Source organism: Nocardioides sp. Z13_37, from assembly GCF_058355585.1.
The window spans coordinates 552,876-573,009 of the sequence record NZ_JBZGDV010000001.1 but is presented as its reverse complement, the minus strand read 5'-3'; the positions used below and the strand labels follow the sequence as shown (position 1 = coordinate 573,009).

Sequence of the window (20,134 nt, the reverse complement as noted above, 5' to 3'; positions counted from 1 at the left end):
CAACCAGCCGGGCCGTCCGGACGGCAGGCCCCGAAACGCGCCGGGTCGGCAGCAACCGGCTGCCGACCCGGCGCGCCGGGGTGGTGGTGCACCGTCAGGCGGCGGGGGTGAGCTCCGGCTCGGACTCGGGTCCCGCCTCGACCAGGTCACCGGCGGGCCGGGCCGGGCGCCGGGGCCACCAGACGCGCTCGCCCAGCAGCACCAGCGCGGCGGGCAGCATCACCAGCCGGATCAGCGTCGCGTCGAGCAGGATCGCCACGGCCAGCGCGACGCCCATCATCTTCATCTCGAGCATGCTCAGCGTCGCGAAGATGGCGAACACCGAGACCATGACCGCCGCCGCGCTGGTGACGACGGACGCGCTGTCGCGGATGCCCCGCTCGACGGCCAGCCGGGTGGGCAGCCCGCGTCCCACCAGCTCGCGGATCCTCCCGGTGACGAACACGTGGTAGTCCATCGAGAGCCCCACCAGCACGACGAGCACGAAGAGCGGGATCCAGTCGATCACGAAGCCCGGGCTGGTGAAGCCGAGCAGCCCCTCGAGCCAGCCGTGCTGGAACACGAGGGTCAGCACGCCGAAGGCCACGCCGACCGAGATGAGGTTGAGCCCGGTCGAGACCAGCGCCAGCGGCACGCTGCGGAAGGCGACCCCCATCATCACCAGGGTCAGCAGCAGGACGAACCCGATCACCACGGGCATCCACGTCGTGAGGTGCTCGTCGAAGTCCAGGTTGGACGCGGCGTCCCCGCCCACCGCCCACTCCAGGCCGTCGGTGTCGAGGGCCGCCGGCGCGATCTCCTCGCGCAGGTCGGTGATGGCCTCCGTGGTCCGCTCGTCGGAGTCGGGCCACGGCAGCGCCAGCGTGAGGGAGGAGGCGCCGCCGTCGTCGGAGGTGGCGAGCCCGTCGGGCACCTCGGTGAACGCGCCGGCTCCGGTCGCCCGCGACGCCAGGTCGCCCAGCGCCGCCGCCGACCCCGGACCCTCGGCCAGCACCCTCACGGTGGTGCCCTCGCCGGGGAACGCCGCTGCCACGTCGCGCATGGTCTGCACCGCCGGGATCTCGCTCGGCAGCGTCTCCAGGGTGGCGGCGTGCATCGTCATGCCGAGCGCCGGTACGGCGAGTGCGGTGCACGCCGCGAGCGATCCGACGAGCGCCAGCGCGGGACGGCGCAGGACCGGGGCCAGGATGCGGCGGCTGATCCCACCGGCGCCGATGCGGCGGTTGAGGCGCCACAGCAGCGGCACGCGGGGGCGGTCGACCCAGCGTCCGAGCTTCACCAGCAGCGCCGGCAGCACGGTGATCGAGCCGACCACGGCGACGGCGACGACGATGATCGCGCCGAGCGCGAGCGAGGTGAAGGTGACGAAGCCGACGAGGAAGAGCCCCGACATGGACGCCGCCACCGCGAAGCCCGAGACGAGGATGGAGTGGCCGGAGGTCTGCGCCGCGATCTCGACCGCGTCGAGCGTGCTGCGGCCGCGGGCCCGCTCCTCGCGCTCACGCTTGAGGTAGAACAGCGAGTAGTCGACCCCGACGGCCATGCCGATCAGCACGATCATCGAGCCGACGGTCGGCTCCGCCGGGACGAGGTGGGACACCGCCGCGGAGATGCCCATCGTCGCCGCGACGCTGCCCAGCGCCAGCAGCACCGGGATGCCGGCCGCGATCAGGGCTCCGAAGGCCAGCAGCATCAGCACCAGCGTCACCGGGATGCTGATCCCCTCGGCCGAGGCGAGGTCGTCGGCGACCTGGTCGTTGATCCCCGCGTCGAGGCTCGGGCCGCCGGTCTGGCGCAGCGTCAGGTCCGGATGGGCGGCGGCCACCTCGTCGGTCACCGCCTCGAGCGGCCCGGCGTCGTCGACGCCCTCGGCCAGCGAGACCGACACCAGCATCGCGGAGCGGTCGTCGTTCCACACCGGTGGAGCGACGCCGCTGACCCCCTCGGCACGGGTCATCCCCCGGGCGAGCTCGCGAGCGGCGTCGGGCACCTGCGCGGGGTCGCCGCTGACGAGGACGACCTCGGAGTCGGGTGCGGCCAGTCCCGCGCGCTCGGCCATGGCGTCCGCGCGTCCGGACTCGCCGATGCGGTAGTCGGCCGGCTCCGCCTCGTGCGTCGGCACGAGGACGGCGAGGCTGGTGGCCGCCGCCACCAGCGCCAGCCAGGTGAGGATCGCGCGCCACGGGTGCTCGGCGCTCCAGCGCGCGGCCCGCTGGGGGATCCGGGTGATCAGGTCGGCTGCCATCGCCGTGCTCCATTCCGTGTGCGTTCGGGCGGGTGGGGCCCGTGGATCGGTCGGGCTCCACGCTTCCGGCGATCGCCTCGTCCGGCAGGGGTGGCACCTCCCGGCGCGAGGTGGGGAAAACCCCACCGACCGGGGCCTCGCGATCGGTGAGGATGGGGACATGGCGCACAGACCCGGCCCCCTCCGGCTCACCGGCTACGCACTCGCGCAGGTGGCGCTGGCCGTGCCGACCCTGGTCGCCGCCACGCTCGTCGCCGCCGGGGCCGGCACCGCGCTCGCGGTCGTCGGGATCCCGCTCCTGCTGGTCGGCCTGCCCCTCCTGCGCTGGATCGCCGACCGGCACCGCGCGATGGCGGCCGCCACGCTCGCCCACCCCGTGCCGGCCGACCGCCTGCCCGACGACGACCTGGCCCTGCCGGCCCGGTTGCTCACCTGGGGCCGCGACCCGATGACCTGGCGCGAGCTGGTGTGGGCGTTCGTGTCGGCCAGCGTGGGGCTCGTCATCTCCCTGGTCGTGGTGGCGCTCATGCTCTGCGTGGTGACGCTGGTGCTGTGGTGGTTCGCGACCCCGCACCTGATGCGGCTGCGCTCGGTCCTCGACGCCCGCCTGCTGAGCCGGGGCAGCCACGAGCTCCTCGAGGAGCGGGTCCAGGTGCTCACCGAGACCCGCGCCGAGACGGTCGAGGACTCCGCCGCGGAGCTGCGGCGCATCGAGCGCGACCTCCACGACGGCGCCCAGGCCCGCCTGGTCGCGCTCCAGATGAGCCTCGGGCTGGCCCGACAGCTGATGGACACCGACCCGGTCGCCGCCCGCCACCTGCTCGCCGAGGCGTCGACCACCACCGGGGCGGCGCTGGGCGACATCCGTGACGTCGTACGCGGCATCCACCCGCCGGTGCTCGCCGACCGGGGCCTCGCCGGCGCCGTGCAGGCCCTCGCCCTCGACCTCGCCGTCCCGGTCACGGTGACCGGCGACCTGCCCGAGCGACCCTCGGCCCCCGTCGAGACCGCGGCCTACTTCGCGGTGCTGGAGTGCCTGGCCAACGTCGCCAAGCATGCCGATGCGCAGCACGCCTGGGTCGAGCTGGAGCGCCGCGACGACGTGCTGGTCGTGGTCGTGGGCGACGACGGGCGGGGCGGCGCCGACCCGTCGGGCGGGACCGGGCTGCGCGGGGTGGCGCGGCGGCTGGCGGCCCTCGACGGCAGCGTGAGAGTCTCGAGCCCCGCGGGTGGTCCCACCCTGGTCACGCTGGAGGTGCCGTGCGAGTCGTCCTCGCCGAGGACAACGCCCTCCTCCGCGACGGGCTGACCCGGATCCTCTCCGCGCACGGCTTCACGATCCTCCACTCGGTCGACAACGCGCCGGCTCTCGACGAGGCGCTCGCCGACCCCGACGCCGAGGCGGCGATCCTCGACGTACGCCTGCCGCCCACGCTCACCGACGAGGGCCTGCGCGCCGCGATCGCCTGCCGCGCGGCCCGCCCGGCGTTCCCCGTGGTGGTCCTGTCGCAGTGGGTGGAGCACCTCTACGCCCGCGAGCTGCTCGCCAGTGGCGGGGGTGGCGTGGGCTACCTGCTCAAGGACCGGGTCGGCGACATCGGCGAGTTCGTCGACGCGGTGCGCCGGGTCGCCGCCGGCGGCACCGTGCTCGACGCCGAGGTGGTCTCCACGATCATGGCGCGACCACGGGCACGCGCGGTCGACCGGCTGTCCGAGCGCGAGCGGGAGGTGCTGGGGCTGATGGCCGAGGGCCGCTCCAACGCCGCGATCGCGGCCCGGCTCTTCATCACGCCCAAGGCCGTCGACAAGCACGCCAACAGCATCTTCACCAAGCTCGACCTGCCCGTCGCTCCCGACGACAACCGCCGGGTGCTCGCGGTGCTCGCCTGGCTCGAGGCCTGAGCCGGCCCCGGGCTCACCAGGGGGAGGGCTGGTAGTCCTTGACGAAGCAGCCGAAGAGGTCGGTGCCGGCCTCGCCGAGCACGATCGGGTCGTAGACCCGGGCGGCGCCGTCGACGAGGTCGAGCGGGGCGTGCCAGCCCTCGGCAGCGATCCGGAGCTTCTCGTGGTGCGGACGCTCGTCGGTGATCCACCCGGTGTCGACGGCCGTCATCAGGATCCGGTCGGTCTCGAACATCTCGCCCGCCGAGGTGCGGGTGAGCATGTTGAGCGCGGCCTTGGCCATGTTGGTGTGGGGGTGCCCGGCGCCCTTGTAGCGCCGCGAGAACTGCCCCTCCATCGCGGAGACGTTGACGACGTACGCCCGACCGGAGGTCGCGGCCGCCGCGGCGCTCGCCATGGCCGGGCGCAGCCGGGAGACCAGCAGGAACGGCGCGATCGAGTTGCACAGCTGCACCTCGAGCAGCTCGAGCGGGTCGACCTCGCCGACGGTCTGGGTCCAGGAGTTGGAGACCTGCACGTCGGGCAGCAGCCCGCCGGCGTCGACGGCCGTGCCGGCCAGGTGCGCGTCGAGGGAGGCCTGCCCCGCCTTGAGCGCCAGCGCGGTCAGGGTGGCCGCGTTGTGCACGGCCATCGCGTGCTCGACCGACTCGCCCTCGTGGTGGGCCACGGCGGTGTCGCGCAGCGCGCCCGCGATCGCGGCGGGGTGCGCCTCGGAGATCCGGTCGAAGGTCACCAGCTCCGGCACGGAGTCGTCGGGCAGGGGCAGCGACTCGGCCTCGACGAGCGGTGCATAGGCGCCCGGCGTGCGGCGCACCGTCTGGCACGCGTTGTTGATGAGGATGTCCAGCGGGCCGGCCGCCGCGACGTCGTCGGCGAGGGAGAGGACCTGGGTGGGGTCGCGCAGGTCGATGCCGACGACCTTGAGCCGGTGGATCCACTCGTCGCTGTCGGGGAGCGAGCTGAAGCGGCGCACCGCGTCCTTGGGGAACCGGGTGGTGATCGTGGTGTGGGCACCGTCGCGCAGCAGGCGGAGCGCGATGTACATCCCGATCTTGGCGCGGCCGCCGGTGAGCAGCGCGCGCCGGCCGGTGAGGTCGGTGCGCTGGTCGCGCTTGGCGTGGCTCATCGCCGCGCAGGTGGGGCACAGCCAGTGGTAGAACGCGTCGACCAGGGTGAAGTCCTGCTTGCAGATGTAGCAGCCGCGCGGGTTGACCAGCTCGCCCGCGAACGCGCCGGGCGCGGAGGAGACGAGCGGGATGCCGGACGTCTCGTCGTCGATGCGCTCCGGCGAGCCGGTGGCGGTGAGCTCGGTGACCGCACGGTCGTGCGCCAGCTCCTCGGCGCGCTTCTGCAGCCTGCGCTCGGCCTTGATCGCCTTGTACATGTGCGACGCCGCGCGCTTGACGGTGATGTGGTCGGGGTGGTCGCCCGGCACCCGGTGCAGCTGCTCGAGGACGCGGACGGTGGTCGCCAGGTCGGCCGGGTCGATGCCGTCGTGCTGCTCGTTCACCGGAGCAGGGTACGGGCGGCGCGCGCCCGGACCCCAAAGCGCGGGCGGCCCTGGGCGGTGGGTGTGACCGCCTCAGACCTCGCGCGCCGGGGAGCCGTTGATCCGCACCCGGTCGGCCCGCATGCCGTGCTCGACGCCCCAGAGCACCGCCCGGGAGCGGGAGTCGACGTCGATCTTGCGGTAGGCCGAGCGGATGTAGGACTTGATCGAGTTGAGCGAGAGCAGGGTGCGCTCGGCGATCTCCTGGTTGCTCAGGCCCATCGTGATCAGCGACAGCACCTCGGCCTCGCGGGCGGTCAGGCCCTCCTCGCGTCCGGGCCAGTCGCCCCCGACGAGCGGCGAGCGCCCCCGCGACGGCGAGACGACGAGCTGCCCTCCGGCGATCGAGGTGAGCGCCTCGACCAGCCGCGCGGCCGGCAGGCTCTTGGAGAGGTAGCCGCGCACGCCCTGCCCGAGGGTGTCGCGGGTCAGCCACGGCTGGAAGTTCCAGGTGTAGACCGCGACCGAGCGCACCTGGGGGCTGTCGACGAGCTGGCGCACGGCGGGCCCGTTGCCCTGGCCCATCCCGAACGTGTCGTAGAGGGCGACGTCGACCGGATGGGCCACGGGCCTGCCCGCAGCGAGCTCGACCACGTCGACGCGGTGGCCGTAGCTGCGCATCATCGCGTCGAGCCCCCGGACGACCACCTCGTCGTCGTTGACCAGCGCGACTCGTATCACCATGCATTCAACGTACTGCCCTTTATGTATGTTGAACCCCTTCTTGGGAGAGAGTCGAGGACATCGTGCGGGACAGCGCGGCCGTGGTCGAGGAGACCCGCACCGGAGGCCTCGGCGTCCGTTGCGAGGGGGTCGTCCACCTCTACAAGACCTTCGGTGGGCACGATGTCGTCGCCCTGCGCGGCGTCGACCTCACCATCCGGCCCGGCGAGCGGGTCGCCTTCCTCGGCCCGAGCGGCTCGGGCAAGTCGACCCTCCTCGCGCTGCTGGGCGGGATCCAGAAGCCCAGCGCCGGCAAGATCTACCTCGGCGACGAGGAGGTCTCGCGGATGGGCGAGCGCTACCTCGCCCGGATCCGCTCGCGGCAGGTCTCCACGATGCTGCAGGGCGCCACGCGCAACCTGCTGCCGTACGCCACCGCCCGGCAGAACATCGCGTTCGCCCGGCTCTCGCTCTCGGGCGGCGACCGCGACCACGCGCTGGCCGACACCGAGCTGCTCGACCGCGTGGGGCTCCTCGACCAGGCCGACCAGGTGGTCTCCACGATGTCCGGCGGCCAGCGCCAGCGGCTCGCGCTGGCGTGCGCCGTGTCGACGTCGCCGCGCCTGCTCCTGGCCGACGAGCCGACCAGCCAGCTCAGCCACGCCGACCGCGACCACGTGCTCCACCTGATCCACTCGCTCGGCGACGACTTCGGCACCACGATCGTCGTGGTCACCCACCAGCCCGAGGTGGCCGCCACCTTCCCGCGCACGGTGACGATGAAGGGCGGGCGCGTCGGCGCGGAGGGCCACGGCGGCTCGGAGTACGCCGTGGTGGGCGAGGACGGTGTCCTCCACCTCCCCGGCCACATCGCCACCGAGTGGCCGCCCGGCACGCTCGTCCGCTTCGAGGACGACGAGCAGGGCCGCATCATCGTCACCCGCGCGAGCAGTGAAGGATCCCAGGCATGAGCGCACCCCACCTCCGGGCCCGCCGCGCCCCCGCGAGCCACCCCGCGCGGTCCCCGCGGTGAGCGAGCCCCGCGAGCTGCGGCTCGACTCCATCACCTACGTCAACGGTCGCACCCTCCTCGACGACGTCAGCGTCACCTTCCCCGCGGGCAAGGTCACCGCGCTGTCGGGACCGAGCGGGTCCGGCAAGACCACCCTGCTCTCCATCGCCGGCGGCCTGCTCCAGCCCACCTCGGGCTCCGCCGAGCTCGACGGCCGCGAGATGTGGACCGGCAGCGGCGACCCGCTGCCCGAGGTCGCGTTCGTCCTCCAGGTCTACGGACTGGTGCCGATCCTCTCGGCCCGCGAGAACGTCTCCATCGCGCTGCGGGCGCGCGGGGTGGCGCCCGCCGACGCCGACGAGGCGGCCGAGGCCGCGCTGGCCCGGTTCGGCATCGCCGACCTGGGCGAGCGGCAGGTCGAGGAGCTGTCCGGCGGCCAGATGCAGCGCGTCGCCTGCGCCCGTGGCTTCGTGGTCGGCGCCGACGTGCTGCTCGCCGACGAGCCGACGTCCGAGCTCGACGAGGGCAACCGCGGCGTCGTCCTCGCCGAGCTGCGCGAGGAGGCCGCCCGGGGCGCCGTCGTCGTGGTGGCCACCCACGACCCCGCAGTCGTGGAGGCCTGCGACCTGCACATCGCGCTCGACGAGGGCCGGGTCCTGCGGTGACCTCCCGTTCGTCCGCGGCACCGGAGAGGCCGGGTCGTTGAGCAGAGTCCTGCGCGGCGCCTGGAGCCGCCGCGGTGCCCTGACCACGCTGGTGCTGATGTCGCTGGTGGTCGTCGGCGGTGCCGTGACCGTGCTGCAGTTCGCCGAGGCGGCCGGCACCTCGCCCTGGCTGAGCGCCCCGCTGCTGCTCCTCGGCGCCGTCGCGGTTCCGAGCATCGGCGCGGAGCTCGCCGTCGCCCGCCGCGAGGAGGTCGGCCTGGCCCGGCTGCGGGGCATCCACGGCCTGCGGCTGTGGCGCTTCCTGCTGGTCGAGCCGCTGCTGGCGATCGTGCTCGGCACCCTGCTCGGCCTCGCGGTCGGTGCGGCCGGCGCCGTCTGGGCGAGCACCACCTGGCTCGGCGAGGCGGCCCCGGCGCTCGGGCGTACGGCGCTCCTCGCGGCGGCCGCCATCGCCGGCGTCGGCCTGCTGATCGTCGCGCTGTCCGCCGGCTCGGCCCTGCGCGAGCCGCTCGCCGTCCAGGTCTCGACCCGGCGGCGTCCGCGCCGGGCGACCACGCTGGCGATCTTCCTCAGCGTGCTCGTGCTCGTGGGCGCCGGTGTCGCGGCCTACCGCAGCCGCTCGGCCGACGGCGACCCCGACCTGGTCGTCCTGCTCGGCCCGGCGCTGGTGGGCCTCGCGCTCGGGCAGGTCGCGGTGTGGGTGGTGCGGATCGCCGCCCGGGTGCTGACCCCGGCGACCGAGAAGCGCGGCCTGGGTGCGTTCCTGGCCGCGCGCCGCCTCGCGCGCGCCGACGACCTGGTCACCCCGATCCGGCTGGTGGTGGCCGCCGGCGTGGTCGGCGCGCTCGCTCTCAGCGGCGCGGTGGCGGTCAACGGCTGGACCGACGAGCAGGCGGCGGTCGAGGTGCCGGGCGAGCGCACGATCGACGCCACCGCGCTGGGCGCGATGGGCGCCGTCGACCTCACCGAGCAGGCCGACCCCGAGGGCGAGCACCTCGTCGCCACCGCGATCGTCCGCAACGAGAACCGCCTGGCCGAGCGCCGTGCCTACGTCGACGCCGGCCGCTGGGAGCGGGTGGTCGGCGACTTCTACGACGACACCCCCGCGCGCGCGGCGTCCGACGCCGTCGGGCGCCTCGCCACCGGCCTCGCCCCCGTGCGCGTCGCCGGCGACCGGCTCACGGTGGCGGTCTCGGGGATCGACGTGCCGCCGGTGCGCACCTTCCGCGGTCCCGACGGCGAGGACACGCAGGTCGGCGGCGCGCGCGCCGTGCTGACGCTGTCCTACGTCACCGCGGCCAACAGCTCGGGTGCCGTCACCGTCACCCTCGACGTGCCCACCGACGGCACCCCCGCCCGCCGCGACGTGCGGGTGCGCGAGTGCGCCGACGGCTGCGTCATCACCGGGCTCTCGGTCGACCGCGACAGCCGCGGCCTCATCGACGGCAACGACTTCGTGGTGCTGGTGGAGCAGCTCACCCTCGGCGGCACCGACCTGCTCGACAGCTCGTGGGTGCCCGACCGCTCGTCGGTGGAGGCCGCGCTCTCCAACCAGTTCTTCCGCAACTACGAGCCCCCCGCCGTGATCGTGGTCAACCGCGCCGACGGCCTCCAGGTGGCGATGCTGCCCGCCGCCGCGCTCGAGCTCCACCTCGACCTGGGTGCGAGCGACGTGCCCGTGCTGGTCGCCGACGAGCCGGCGCCGCAGGCACTCGACCTCGGCGGCGACGACCGGGTGACCGAGGTGGTCGGGGTCGCCCGGTCGCTGCCGCAGCTCGGCAGCATCGGCACGCTCGCTGACATCCGCACCGCGGCGGCCGGGTCGGGACCGACCGTCCCCTCCGCCGAGGTGCAGGTCGTGGCCCGCGCGGACACGCCCCAGGAGGTCCTCGACCGGGTCGCCGAGGCGACCGGCACCCGCTGGCGCTCCCGGGCGGCCGTGCGCGAGTCGCTCGGCGAGCGCTTCGGCGGCGCCCAGTCGGTGGCGTACGCCCTCACCGCCCTGGCGTGCGCGCTGGTCGCCCTGCTCGCCCTGGGCGCGGGCGTGGCGCGCCACCTGCGCGACTACCGCCGCGACGTGGCGTCGCTGCGCGTGCTCGGCATCTCCACCGGCACCGCCCGGCGCGCCGGCCGCGCCGAGCTGGCCAGCCTGACCGTGCTCGTGCTCGCCGCGGTGGTCGCGGGCGGCTGGCTGGCCGTGCGGCTGCTGCTCGACGGCCTGCCGCTGCTCGCGGTCCCGGTGGCCGGGCTGCCCCTCGACACCGCGCCGCACGCCTGGCCGCTCGTCGTCCCCGCCGTGCTGGCGGCGCTGGCGGTCGTGGTGGTCGGCGGCCGCGCCCGTGCCGTACGCGCCTCCACCACCCGTCCCAGCCTGCTGCGCGAGGAGGAGGGCCAGTGAACCCACCCCACGACGTTCTCCTCCTCCGCTGTGCTCCTGTGAACGACGCCGAGGGGACCCCGCGATGATCCAGCTGTTCGGCGCGATCGTCCGCGGGCTGCGGGCCCGGGCCCTGCTGTCCGCGGGCTCGGTGCTGCTGAGCGCCCTCGCCATCGGCTCGGCGGTGCTCGGCCCGGTGTTCTCCGAGGCGGTCACCAACTCCTATGTCGTGACGCGCCTGCAGGAGACCCCGGCCGGCCTCACCGGCCTCAGCCGCGTCTTCACCCCCGGCCCCGGCACGTCCGTCGGCGAGGCCCGCGACGACGCCGTCGCCGCGTCGGAGGAGCTCACCACCGGCCCGTGGCAGGAGCCGGTGCCGATCGTGCAGTCCGAGCGGTTCAGCGCCCTGCGCGGCGTGGTGACCTTCTGGGCACGGGCGGACGCGTGCGAGACGCTCGAGGTCGAGGGACGCTGCCCGCAGGCGCAGGGCGAGGTGCTGATGCTCGCCTCCGACCTGGAGAAGACCGGGGCCGAGATCGGCCGGCCGCTGGACCTCGCGATCTTCGAGCCCAACGGCGTGGCCGCCCTCGACCTGCCGCGTCCCGGCATCGACGAGGTCGTCGTGGTCGGCACCTACCTCACCCCGCGCACGAGCAAGGACTGGCTCATCCCGGGGCGCCTCACCAGCACCAACGAGCAGGAGAGCATCAGCGGCGGCTACCAGCCCTTCGCGCCCGCCCCGCTGATCACCACCGACGACACGATCACGGCGGCCGGCGGCTGGACGGTGCGCGTCGACACCCACCTGTCCGTGCCCGCCGACCTCACGCCCGAGCAGCTCGACGAGGCCGCGGCGTCCGCCTCGGCCGTGCCCAGCGAGGGCGGTCTGGAGGTCGTGGGCGGCACCCTGCGCGCCGACGACACCAACTCGCTCGCCGACGTCGTCGAGGAGGTCCGCTTCCAGCAGTCCACCGCGCGCAGCTCGATCGCGCCGGCGGTGCTGTCGCTGGTGCTGGTCGCGCTGGCGCTGCTGATGCGCCTGCTCAACGCCGCCAGCGAGCTGCGGGTGCCCGAGCTGGCGCTGGCGTCGCTGCGCGGCGTCACCTCCCGCCGGCTGTGGGGACTCGGGCTCGCCGAGCCGCTCACCCTGCTGCTCGTCGCGACCCCGATCGGCATCGCCTTCGGGCTGGGGCTCGCCGTCGTGCTCGTGCGGAGCTGGCTGGTGCCCGGCCTGCCGCTGCCGATGCCGGCCGCCAGCTGGGTCGCCGCCGCCCTCGTGCTCGTCGCGGCCGTGGCCGTGGCCTGCGTGGCGGTGGGCCTGGTGGTCCGCGAGTCGCTCGCCTCCCAGCTCTCCGGCGTACGCCGCCCGGTGGCCGCGCGCCGCTGGTCGGTCATCGCCCAGCTGACCCTCCTCGCCCTCGCCGTCGCCACGCTGGCGAGCAAGCTGTCGGCCAGCGGACCGGCCGAGCCCGACGCCACCGACCTCGTCCTGCCGGTGCTGCTCGCCGTCGTGGCCGGCCTCGCGGCCACCCGGCTGACGGCCGTCCTCGCGACGTGGTGGACCGGTCGTTCGCGGGGGCGCTCGCTCAGCGGCTTCGTGTCCTCGCGTGCGATCTCACGACGTCAGGAGGGCACCCTCGTCATCCTGCCGATCACCGCGGCCATCGCCGTCGCGGTCTTCGGCGCGGGGGTCTACGACTCCGCGGCGACCTGGCGCACCAGCGTCGCCGCCACCTCCTCACCGGCCGCCACGACGTGGTCGACCAACCTCACCATCTCCGAGGCGGTCGACCTGACCCGCCGGGTCGACCCCGACGGGGAGTGGATCATGGCCGCGGCCAGCGTCGCCAACCCCGGGGCCAACTTCTCCGTCGTCGACAGCAGCCGGCTGGCGCGCGTGGCGACGTGGCCGCCCACGTGGAGCCCGGGGCGCGACGTCGAGCAGGTCGCCGAGACCATCACGCCCGGCGGTGAGGTGCCGACCCTCGAGGGCCGGCGGATCACGCTCACCATCGACAACCGGGCCGACCTCGACGACGGCCTGTCCGTCGAGCTCCGCTTCGGCAGCCGTGCCGGGGTCCCGCTCAAGGCCTACGTCGGGCCGTTCCCGCCGGGCGAGAGCAGCCGGTCGGTCCGGGTCCCGTTCTGCCGGGAGGGCTGCACGCTGGAGGGGATGACCCTCGGCGGGGGCGCCGGCACCAACGCCCGCATGTCGGGCACGATCCGCCTCGAGGAGATCGCGGTCGACGGCACCCCCGTGCCCGCCGCCATCGCCGGCGCGGGCTGGACGCCCACCCCCGACCCGGCGGTGCGCACCTCGATCACCGACATGCGGGAGGTCGACGGCACCCTCGACCTCGACGTCGACACCGGCGACTCCGTCGGCATGGCGCGGCTCACCGCCGGCGGCATCACCCGCGACCGGCCGGCGCTGGCCGGACCGGGCGTCCAGGCGCGGACCATCGCCAAGCTCGACGAGGGCTTCGGCCTGATCCCCGTCGACCCCATCGGCGGCATCGGCGCCATCGAGGGGATGCCCTTCACCGGGCCGTCGGGGCTGCTGGTCGACCACAGCTCGTTCGTCACCGACCGCCCGGTCTACGACAACCTGGTCACCACCCACGTGCTGGCGCGCGAGGGCACGCCGTCCTCGATCACCGAGGCGCTCTCGAGCGCCGGGCTCACCGTCGGCACGACCCTCGAGCAGGAGCGAGAGGTGCTCGACCAGAGCGCGTACGCCCTCGCGCTCCGCCTCTACGGCGTGGTCGCGGCGCTGGTGCTGCTGATGGCGCTGGCCGGCCTCTTCGTCAGCGCGGCCGTCCAGCTGCCGGCCCGCCGCCGCGACGCCGCAGCGCTGCGCGTGGTCGGCGTACCCCGCTCCGCGGTGATGGTGGCCGTGGTGCGCGAGCTCGGCGTCGTGCTGGGCAGCGCGGCGCTGGCGGGCATCCTGGCCGGCTCCCTGGCGCAGTGGGTGGTGCTGCGCACGATCACGCTGGGCTACGCCGACGACCCGACCACGCCCGCGCTCGTGGCGTCGATCTCGCCGCTGCGCCTGGTCGTGCTGACGCTGCTGGCGGCGGCCGTCCTCGGTGCCGTCGCCCTGGTCAGCGCGTCGATGACGGTGCGCGGCGCGCGCGGCGCGACGCTGCGCGAGTCGGCCCGCTGAGCCGTCCGGCGCCCCCGGTCAGGGGCAGCAGGGGTCGAAGCGGAACCCGACCCCGCGGATGGTGCGGATCCACTCGTTGCCGGTGGCGGCGGCGCGGAGCTTGCGACGCAGGTTGGCGAGGTGGACGTCGACCACGTGGGTGCTGTCGGGCACGAAGTCGCTGTCCCAGACCGCGCGCATCAGTTCCTCGCGGGGCACGACCACGCCCGGGTTGGCCACGAGGTGGGCCAGCAGGTCGAACTCGGTGCGGGTCAGGCCCACCTCGCGGCCCTCGACGAGGACCTCGCGGGCGTCGCGGTTGATGCTGAGGTCGCGGCACCCCTCCGTCCTGGCCTCCGGGGGATCGGGCACCGCGACCAGGGTGGTCACGGGCACGTTCGCCGCCTCGGTGCTGCGCGGACGCCGGAACAGCGCCGCCACGCGGGCCTGCAGCTCGCGCATGGAGAACGGCTTGACGACGTAGTCGTCGGCGCCCACCTCGAGGCCGATGAGGCGGTCGAGCTCGGCGGTGCGGCCGCTGATCACGATCACGTAGCAGTCGCTGACCGCGCGGATCCGGCGGCAGACCTCGACCCCGTCGATGTCGGGGAGGGTGAGGTCGAGCGTGACGAGGTCGGGGTGTCGTTCGGCGATGTGGGCGAGGGCGTCGGCGCCGGTGGTCGCCACGGTGACGTCGAAGCCGGCCTGGTCGAGCAGCTGGCTGATGGCGTCGCCGACGTCGCGGTCGTCCTCGACGACGACGGCCGTGCGTGCATCCATGATCAATCCACTCCCTGGTTGACCGTTCACCTACCCCGCGCGCGGGCGGCCCAAACCGGTCGGCGCGCACGACCCCCTGTGCAGATGCTAGGCGGCAGCAGGTGGGCCACGTGGTGATTCGGCCCCATGCATCCGCCGGATCGCACCGGCGGGTGGGGGAGCGGAGGGCTCAGAGGTGGATCAGGAGTGGATCAGGAGCGGATCAGAAGTCCAGGCCCCGGGCCCAGTCCTCGGAGTCGATGCGGGCCACGAGGAAGGGTCCTCCCCCGGAGCGGCGCTCCTGGTCGTCGCCCTCCTCGCGGTCCATCCGGTAGCCGATGCCGCGGATGGTGTGGATCCAGGTGGCGTCGGAGTGCCGGCGCAGCTTGCCGCGCAGGTTGGCCACGTGCACGTCCACGAGGTGGTGGTCGTGGGTCAGGGCGCTGCTCCAGATCGCCAGCACCATCTCCTCGCGCGTGCAGACCCGCGACAGGTGGGTGGCGAGGTACTCCAGGACGTCGTACTCGATGCGGGTCAGCTCGACGATCGTGCCGTTGACCTGCACCTCGCGGCGGGCCGAGTTGATCACCAGCCCCGCCCCCGCGGAGATCGTGGGCTGCTCGTCGGCCGGCTGTGCCTGGCTCGGCGCCTGCGCATCGCGTCCGGATGCCGGCTCGTCGGGCCCCGGCGACGTCCTGGGTCGGCGGAACAGCGCGGCCACGCGGGCGCGCAGCTCGCGCGGCGAGAACGGCTTGAGCACGAAGTCGTCCGCCCCGACCTCGAGGCCGATGAGCTTGTCGACCTCGTCGGAGCGCGCGGACACGATCACGATGTAGCAGTCGCTGGTCTCGCGGATGCGACGGCACACCTCGATGCCGTCCATGTGCGGCAGCGTCAGGTCGAGGGTGACCAGGTCGGGCGGGTCGCTGGCCGCCACCCGCACCGCCTGCCGTCCGTCCAGCGCCGAGGTCACCCGGAAACCCGCCCCCTCGAGGGTCTCCACCAGCGCTGATGAGATGTCCGGATCGTCCTCGACGACCAAAGCATGAAGTTCTTGCACGTCAAACCCCCACAGATGCGAAGACAAGGGCCCCACGCCCTGGCCATGCGCCGCCCGAACGGCGTCGCTCGATGCTAATGCCATCACATGTCCAGACATAGAGACGGTCTGACGGGTGAGCAGGCTGTCTAGACCGGGTATGGACAGGGCTCCGCCGGGCGTCACGTGTCGCCCCACGGCCCGGCTCAGGCCAGGTCGATCCCCCGGTTGACCCAGACCTGCTCGACCGCCATCCCGACCCGCTCGTACATCGGCAGCGCGCCGGTGCGCGAGTCGGTGCTCAGCTCGAAGGTCCGGGTGCCGTGCTCGCGACCGCGGGCGAAGGAGTCGACGAGGAGCGCCTGGGCGATCCCGCGCCGGCGCTGGTCGCGCCGCACGGCGAGCCGGTCGACGTACGCCGTGGCGCCCTCGTCGGAGACCAGGACCACCGCCGCGCCGACGACCGCGCCGTCGGGGTCGAGGACCACGCGCAGGTTCCACGGCTCGAAGCCGGGTCGCCCGCTCGTTGCTGCCTCGAAGTCCTCGAACGGCTCGCGCTCGCGCACCGACCACTCCAGGAAGGCGTCCTCGAGGACGTCGTGGGCGGCGCGCACCTCGTCGTCGGCGGCGGTGCGCACGACGTAGCCGTCGGGCAGCGGGCGCTCCGGCACGGCGGCGCCCTCGGGCAGGCGGAGCACCCAGCTCGTCCACCGCACGCGGAAGCCGAGCGACTCCAGCAGCCGGTCGCCGGGCGAGCCCTGCGGGACCGGCATCCCGACGACCGACGAGCCCAGGTCGCGGCCGAGGTCGACGAGCCACTGGGCCAGCCAGGTGCCGATGCCGCGACCGCGGTGGGAGGGGAGCACGGCGGTGTCGGCGCGGTCGGCGCCCATCAGCTCGGCGTACGCCACGAGGGTGTCGGCGTCGAGGACGCCCACCGAGCGTGCGGCGAGGTCGTGGCTGGGTCGCGCCCAGTCGCTGACGATGTCGGCCTCCTCGATCGCGACCTGTCCGATGTCCTCGAGCTCCTGGGCGACCATGAGCCGGTGGACGGTCCCGGCGTCCGACCTGCGGAGGGGCCGGGTGGTGAGGCCGTCGGGCAGGGTGGCGGTGCGAGTCGGCATGCAGGGGAGTGTGCTGCCTCACGTCGCCTGCTGTCGCGCGCTTATCGTTGTCCGCGCGGGCCTGCGTGGAATCCCACTTTGCCGCCTGAGGCCCTACCGTGGTGAGCGTGAACGACGAGCAGCCCGCAGCGCCCGAGCAGACCTTCTCCGACCTCGGCCTCTCCGCTGAGGTGCTCAAGGCCCTCGCGGACGTGGGCTACGAGTCCCCCTCGCCGATCCAGGCGCGGACCATCCCGCCGCTGCTCGAGGGCCGCGACGTCGTCGGGCTCGCGCAGACCGGCACCGGCAAGACGGCCGCCTTCGCGCTGCCGATCCTCTCCCGGCTCGACCGCTCGCAGAAGACCCCGCAGGCCCTCGTGCTGGCGCCCACCCGCGAGCTCGCGCTGCAGGTCTCGGAGGCCTTCGAGCGCTACGCCGCCCACATCAAGGGCATCAGTGTGCTGCCGATCTACGGTGGCCAGGGCTACGGCGTGCAGCTCTCGGCCCTGCGTCGCGGCGTCCACGTCGTCGTCGGCACCCCGGGCCGGGTCATGGACCACCTCGAGAAGGGCACGCTCGACCTCAGCGCGCTGCGCTTCCTCGTCCTCGACGAGGCCGACGAGATGCTCAACATGGGCTTCGCCGAGGACGTCGAGACGATCCTGGCCGACACCCCGGCCGACAAGGACGTCGCCCTCTTCTCCGCCACGATGCCCAAGGCGATCCGCCGCATCGCGGAGAAGTACCTCAACGACCCCGTCGAGATCTCGGTCAAGGGCAAGACGTCGACGGCCTCCAACATCACCCAGCGCTACCTGATCGTCTCCTACCCCCAGAAGGTCGACGCGCTCACGCGCATCCTCGAGGTGGAGAACTTCGAGGCGATGATCGTCTTCGTCCGCACCAAGAACGAGACCGAGACGCTCGCCGAGAAGCTGCGCGCCCGCGGCTACTCCGCGATGGCGATCAACGGCGACGTCGCGCAGGTGCAGCGCGAGCGCACGGTCAACCAGCTCAAGGCCGGCAAGCTCGACATCCTCGTCGCCACCGACGTCGCGGCGCGCGGCCTCGACGTCGAGCGGATCAGCCACGTCGTCAACTACGACATCCCGACCGACACCGAGTCCTACGTCCACCGCGTCGGCCGCACCGGCCGCGCCGGTCGCAGCGGCGACTCGATCGCGTTCGTCACCCCGCGCGAGCGGCACCTGCTCCGCGCGATCGAGAAGGCCACCAAGCAGCCGCTGACGCAGATGCAGCTGCCGAGCGTCGACGACGTCAACGCCACGAGGCTCTCCCGCTTCGACGACCAGATCACCGAGGCGCTGACCCAGCCGGAGCGCATCGACTTCTTCCGCGACGTGGTCTCGCACTACGTCAGCGAGTACGGCGTCGCGGAGGTCGACGTGGCCGCAGCCCTCGCGGCGGTCATGCACGGCCAGCAGCCGCTGCTCCTCGAGCCCGAGCCCGAGCCGCGCACCCGCTCGTTCGAGGAGCGCTCGAGCCACGCCGGCAAGGCCGACCGCAGCCCGCGCGAGTCGCGCAGCGGCCAGCCGATGGCGGCCTACCGCATCGAGGTCGGCAAGCGGCACAAGGTCGAGCCGCGCCAGATCGTCGGCGCCCTGGCCAACGAGGGCGGCCTGTCGCGCGGCGACTTCGGCTACATCTCGATCAAGCCCGAGTTCTCGGTCGTCGAGCTCCCCGCCGACCTCCCGCCCGGCACCCTCGAGCGCCTGGCCAGCACCCGGATCTCCGGCAAGCTGATCGAGATCAAGCCCGACAACGGCCCCTTCCGCGGCCGTGCGGGCGGCGGCCACCGCAAGGGCGGCGGCTACCAGGGCAAGAACCCCCGCTGAGCCGAGTGGGCGCGTCCTGACCGCACAATCCCGTCGAGTGGGCGCGTCGTGACAGCGCAGTCCCGTCGAGTCGGCGCGTTCTGACGGCGTACGTACGTCGAGTGGGCGCGTCCTGACCGCACAACCGCGTCGAGTCGGCGCGTCCTGACCGGGTGAGCGCGTCGAGTCGGCCCGTCGTGACTGCCTGAACGCATTGAATCGGCGCGTTCTGACGGGCCTGAACGCACTGAGTCGGCGCCTCCGCACCGTGAACTGGTGAGGAAGCGCCGACTCGAGGGGCTCAGCGCGTCAAGACGCGCCGACTCGAGGGGCTCAGCGCGTCAGGACGCGCCCACTCGGACGGGCTGAGGGCGTCAGGACGCGCCCACTCGACGGGCTGAGGGCGGTCAGGATGCGCCGACTCGAGGGGCTCAGCGCGTCAGGACGCGCCCACTCGAGGCTCAGGCGTTGCGGATCGCCGAGACGTCGAACTCGAGCTTGATCTTGTCGGAGACGAGGACGCCGCCGGTCTCGAGGCCGGCGTTCCAGGTGAGGCCCCACTCCTTGCGGTTGACGGTGGTCTCCCCCTCGAAGCCCACGCGGACGTTGCCGAAGGGGTCGCGGGCCGAACCGGTCTGCTCGAAGTCGATCGTGACCGGCTTGGTGACGTCCTTGATGGTCAGGTCGCCGGTGATGGTCCACGTGGTGCCGTCGCGCGTGACGTCGGTGGAGGTGAAGGTGAGCTTGGGGTAGGTCTCGGCGTCGAAGAAGTCGCCGGAGCGGAGGTGGCCGTCGCGGTCCGCGGTGCCGCTCTCGATGGAGGCGACGTCGATGGAGATGTCGACCTTGGAGGCGGACGGGTCGGCCTCGTCGATGTGGGCGGTGCCGTCGAACGAGCTGAACTGGCCGCGGACCTTGGTCACCATGGCGTGACGCGCCACGAAGCCGAGGCGGCTGTGGGTCACGTCGATCGTGTAGTCGCCCGAGATGTTGTCGATGGCGGTGGTGGGGGCGTCGAATCCGGTGGTCATGAAGGCTCCTCGTCGAGGTGGTTGGTAGAACTTTCAACCAACCTAACGACGCGCGCCGCAGGTTCATTCCCGACCCCGGCAGGTTTCCGCGACGGACACCGCGATCGGCGTCCGGACATGACGCGAGCCGCGCCCCGGCGGGGGCGCGGCTGGCGGGTGGACCGGAGTCAGGCGACCTGGGCGGAGACCACCGAGGAGGTCGACCAGTGCGCCTCCATGCGGGTGCGACCAGACGCGTCGGTCACCGGGATCCAGGTGCAGACCAGGCTGTCGGTCATCGTCTGCTTGCTCATGGGACACCTCTCGTTCACCTGCTGTTCACCCAATCTAGCAGGTCCCCACCTGAGGGCGGGTCAAGCTGTCGTCATGCCGCACGCGCCCCACTCCGGCCCGCAGAGCGCGTCGCAACCCGGCGCCGCGCTCCACCGACGCGGTGGACTGATCCGCACACGGGCACTCGGAGGCGGAGCGAGTGTCGCGGTCCTGCCCGATTTCGGGCAGGAAGTGGCCGTATGGTCAGCCAAGCGGTCATGATCCCCGGGTGCCGGACCCCGATCTCGTCGCCCACGTCGTCGCCACCACGTCGCTGACGCCGGGCGAGGCGGCGCGCGTGATCGACGATGTGATCGCCTTCCACGCCCAGCCGGTGGAGGACTACGTCAGGGCGCGCCACGCGCGCCTCAAGACGTACGGCGCCAAGAACCCGGAGATCTTCGCGCGCATCGCCGAGGAGCTCACCCATCGCGTCGTGGCGGCACCGGAGCTCACCGAGCGCCAGCTGCGACGCATCATCTACGGATAGGACGCAA

The 20,134-nt window shown here is 73.5% G+C and carries 16 protein-coding genes; 8 read left to right on the top strand and 8 right to left on the bottom strand.

Features of this window, described 5'->3' with window-relative positions:
* Positions 1-94 precede the first annotated feature (94 nt).
* Complete coding sequence (locus AC4H2S_RS02730) at positions 95-2,245, bottom strand: MMPL family transporter (RefSeq protein ID WP_491495425.1); 2,151 nt, start codon at positions 2,243-2,245, stop codon at positions 95-97.
* Between the two features lie 160 nt (positions 2,246-2,405).
* Between AC4H2S_RS02730 and AC4H2S_RS02725 the strand changes: the two genes are divergently transcribed.
* Both AC4H2S_RS02725 and AC4H2S_RS02720 read left to right on the top strand, forming a co-directional pair.
* Positions 2,406-3,554, top strand: a complete 1,149-nt coding sequence (locus tag AC4H2S_RS02725; protein ID WP_491495424.1) for a sensor histidine kinase — start codon at positions 2,406-2,408, stop codon at positions 3,552-3,554.
* A complete protein-coding gene (locus AC4H2S_RS02720) occupies positions 3,506-4,147 on the top strand; it encodes a response regulator transcription factor (RefSeq protein ID WP_491495423.1) in 642 nt (213 codons plus the stop codon). The genes AC4H2S_RS02725 and AC4H2S_RS02720 overlap by 49 nt, the downstream gene beginning before the upstream one ends.
* 13 nt (positions 4,148-4,160) lie before the next feature.
* Here the strand turns inward: AC4H2S_RS02720 and AC4H2S_RS02715 are convergent, their stop codons facing one another.
* Entirely contained in the window at positions 4,161-5,657 is a 1,497-nt protein-coding gene (locus tag AC4H2S_RS02715) for an SDR family NAD(P)-dependent oxidoreductase (RefSeq protein ID WP_491495422.1), read from the bottom strand.
* Positions 5,658-5,729: 72 nt separating this feature from the next.
* Positions 5,730-6,380, bottom strand: coding sequence for a response regulator transcription factor (locus AC4H2S_RS02710; protein WP_491495421.1), 651 nt, complete (start codon positions 6,378-6,380; stop codon positions 5,730-5,732).
* Positions 6,381-6,442: 62 nt separating this feature from the next.
* On the opposite strand from AC4H2S_RS02710, the gene AC4H2S_RS02705 reads away from it, so the two are divergent.
* The 4 genes from AC4H2S_RS02705 to AC4H2S_RS02690 all read left to right on the top strand — a co-directional run bounded on the left by AC4H2S_RS02705 (position 6,443) and on the right by AC4H2S_RS02690 (position 13,579).
* Positions 6,443-7,330 (top strand): ABC transporter ATP-binding protein, encoded by an 888-nt coding sequence (locus AC4H2S_RS02705; protein WP_491495420.1) that lies wholly within the window; start codon positions 6,443-6,445, stop codon positions 7,328-7,330.
* Between the two features lie 58 nt (positions 7,331-7,388).
* Complete coding sequence (locus tag AC4H2S_RS02700; protein ID WP_491495419.1) at positions 7,389-8,036, top strand: ATP-binding cassette domain-containing protein; 648 nt, start codon at positions 7,389-7,391, stop codon at positions 8,034-8,036.
* A 37-nt stretch (positions 8,037-8,073) separates the two neighbouring features.
* A complete protein-coding gene (locus tag AC4H2S_RS02695; RefSeq protein WP_491495418.1) occupies positions 8,074-10,434 on the top strand; it encodes a hypothetical protein in 2,361 nt (786 codons plus the stop codon).
* A 64-nt stretch (positions 10,435-10,498) separates the two neighbouring features.
* Positions 10,499-13,579 (top strand): FtsX-like permease family protein, encoded by a 3,081-nt coding sequence (locus tag AC4H2S_RS02690; RefSeq protein ID WP_491495417.1) that lies wholly within the window; start codon positions 10,499-10,501, stop codon positions 13,577-13,579.
* A gap of 18 nt (positions 13,580-13,597) precedes the next feature.
* Here AC4H2S_RS02690 and AC4H2S_RS02685 read toward each other — a convergent pair whose 3' ends face one another.
* The 3 genes from AC4H2S_RS02685 to AC4H2S_RS02675 form a co-directional block, all read right to left on the bottom strand.
* Positions 13,598-14,338, bottom strand: a complete 741-nt coding sequence (locus AC4H2S_RS02685) for a response regulator transcription factor (RefSeq protein ID WP_491495416.1) — start codon at positions 14,336-14,338, stop codon at positions 13,598-13,600.
* Positions 14,339-14,540: 202 nt separating this feature from the next.
* Positions 14,541-15,377 carry a response regulator transcription factor gene (locus AC4H2S_RS02680; protein ID WP_491495415.1) on the bottom strand — a complete coding sequence of 279 codons (837 nt, stop codon included), beginning with the start codon at positions 15,375-15,377 and terminating at the stop codon, positions 14,541-14,543.
* Between the two features lie 185 nt (positions 15,378-15,562).
* Positions 15,563-16,480: a GNAT family N-acetyltransferase gene (locus AC4H2S_RS02675; protein ID WP_491495414.1), complete on the bottom strand. Its 918-nt coding sequence runs from the start codon at positions 16,478-16,480 to the stop codon at positions 15,563-15,565.
* A 107-nt stretch (positions 16,481-16,587) separates the two neighbouring features.
* Between AC4H2S_RS02675 and AC4H2S_RS02670 the strand changes: the two genes are divergently transcribed.
* A complete protein-coding gene (locus AC4H2S_RS02670; protein ID WP_491495413.1) occupies positions 16,588-18,315 on the top strand; it encodes a DEAD/DEAH box helicase in 1,728 nt (575 codons plus the stop codon).
* A gap of 440 nt (positions 18,316-18,755) precedes the next feature.
* Here AC4H2S_RS02670 and AC4H2S_RS02665 read toward each other — a convergent pair whose 3' ends face one another.
* Entirely contained in the window at positions 18,756-19,325 is a 570-nt protein-coding gene (locus AC4H2S_RS02665; RefSeq protein WP_491495412.1) for a YceI family protein, read from the bottom strand.
* A 167-nt stretch (positions 19,326-19,492) separates the two neighbouring features.
* Positions 19,493-19,618 (bottom strand): hypothetical protein, encoded by a 126-nt coding sequence (locus AC4H2S_RS02660; RefSeq protein ID WP_491495411.1) that lies wholly within the window; start codon positions 19,616-19,618, stop codon positions 19,493-19,495.
* A 248-nt stretch (positions 19,619-19,866) separates the two neighbouring features.
* On the opposite strand from AC4H2S_RS02660, the gene AC4H2S_RS02655 reads away from it, so the two are divergent.
* Positions 19,867-20,127 carry a hypothetical protein gene (locus AC4H2S_RS02655; protein WP_491495410.1) on the top strand — a complete coding sequence of 87 codons (261 nt, stop codon included), beginning with the start codon at positions 19,867-19,869 and terminating at the stop codon, positions 20,125-20,127.
* The last annotated feature ends 7 nt before the right edge of the window (positions 20,128-20,134 follow it).

Bases quoted from the DNA above. Each gene is read 5' to 3' on its own strand.
- AC4H2S_RS02730 (WP_491495425.1), bottom strand. From the start codon at position 2,245: ATGGCAGCCGACCTGATCACCCGGATCCCCCAGCGGGCCGCGCGCTGG.
- AC4H2S_RS02725 (WP_491495424.1), top strand. From the start codon at position 2,406: ATGGCGCACAGACCCGGCCCCCTCCGGCTCACCGGCTACGCACTCGCG.
- AC4H2S_RS02710 (WP_491495421.1), bottom strand. From the start codon at position 6,380: ATGGTGATACGAGTCGCGCTGGTCAACGACGACGAGGTGGTCGTCCGG.
- AC4H2S_RS02690 (WP_491495417.1), top strand. From the start codon at position 10,499: ATGATCCAGCTGTTCGGCGCGATCGTCCGCGGGCTGCGGGCCCGGGCC.
- AC4H2S_RS02685 (WP_491495416.1), bottom strand. From the start codon at position 14,338: ATGGATGCACGCACGGCCGTCGTCGTCGAGGACGACCGCGACGTCGGC.
- AC4H2S_RS02675 (WP_491495414.1), bottom strand. From the start codon at position 16,480: ATGCCGACTCGCACCGCCACCCTGCCCGACGGCCTCACCACCCGGCCC.
- AC4H2S_RS02665 (WP_491495412.1), bottom strand. From the start codon at position 19,325: ATGACCACCGGATTCGACGCCCCCACCACCGCCATCGACAACATCTCG.
- AC4H2S_RS02660 (WP_491495411.1), bottom strand. From the start codon at position 19,618: ATGAGCAAGCAGACGATGACCGACAGCCTGGTCTGCACCTGGATCCCG.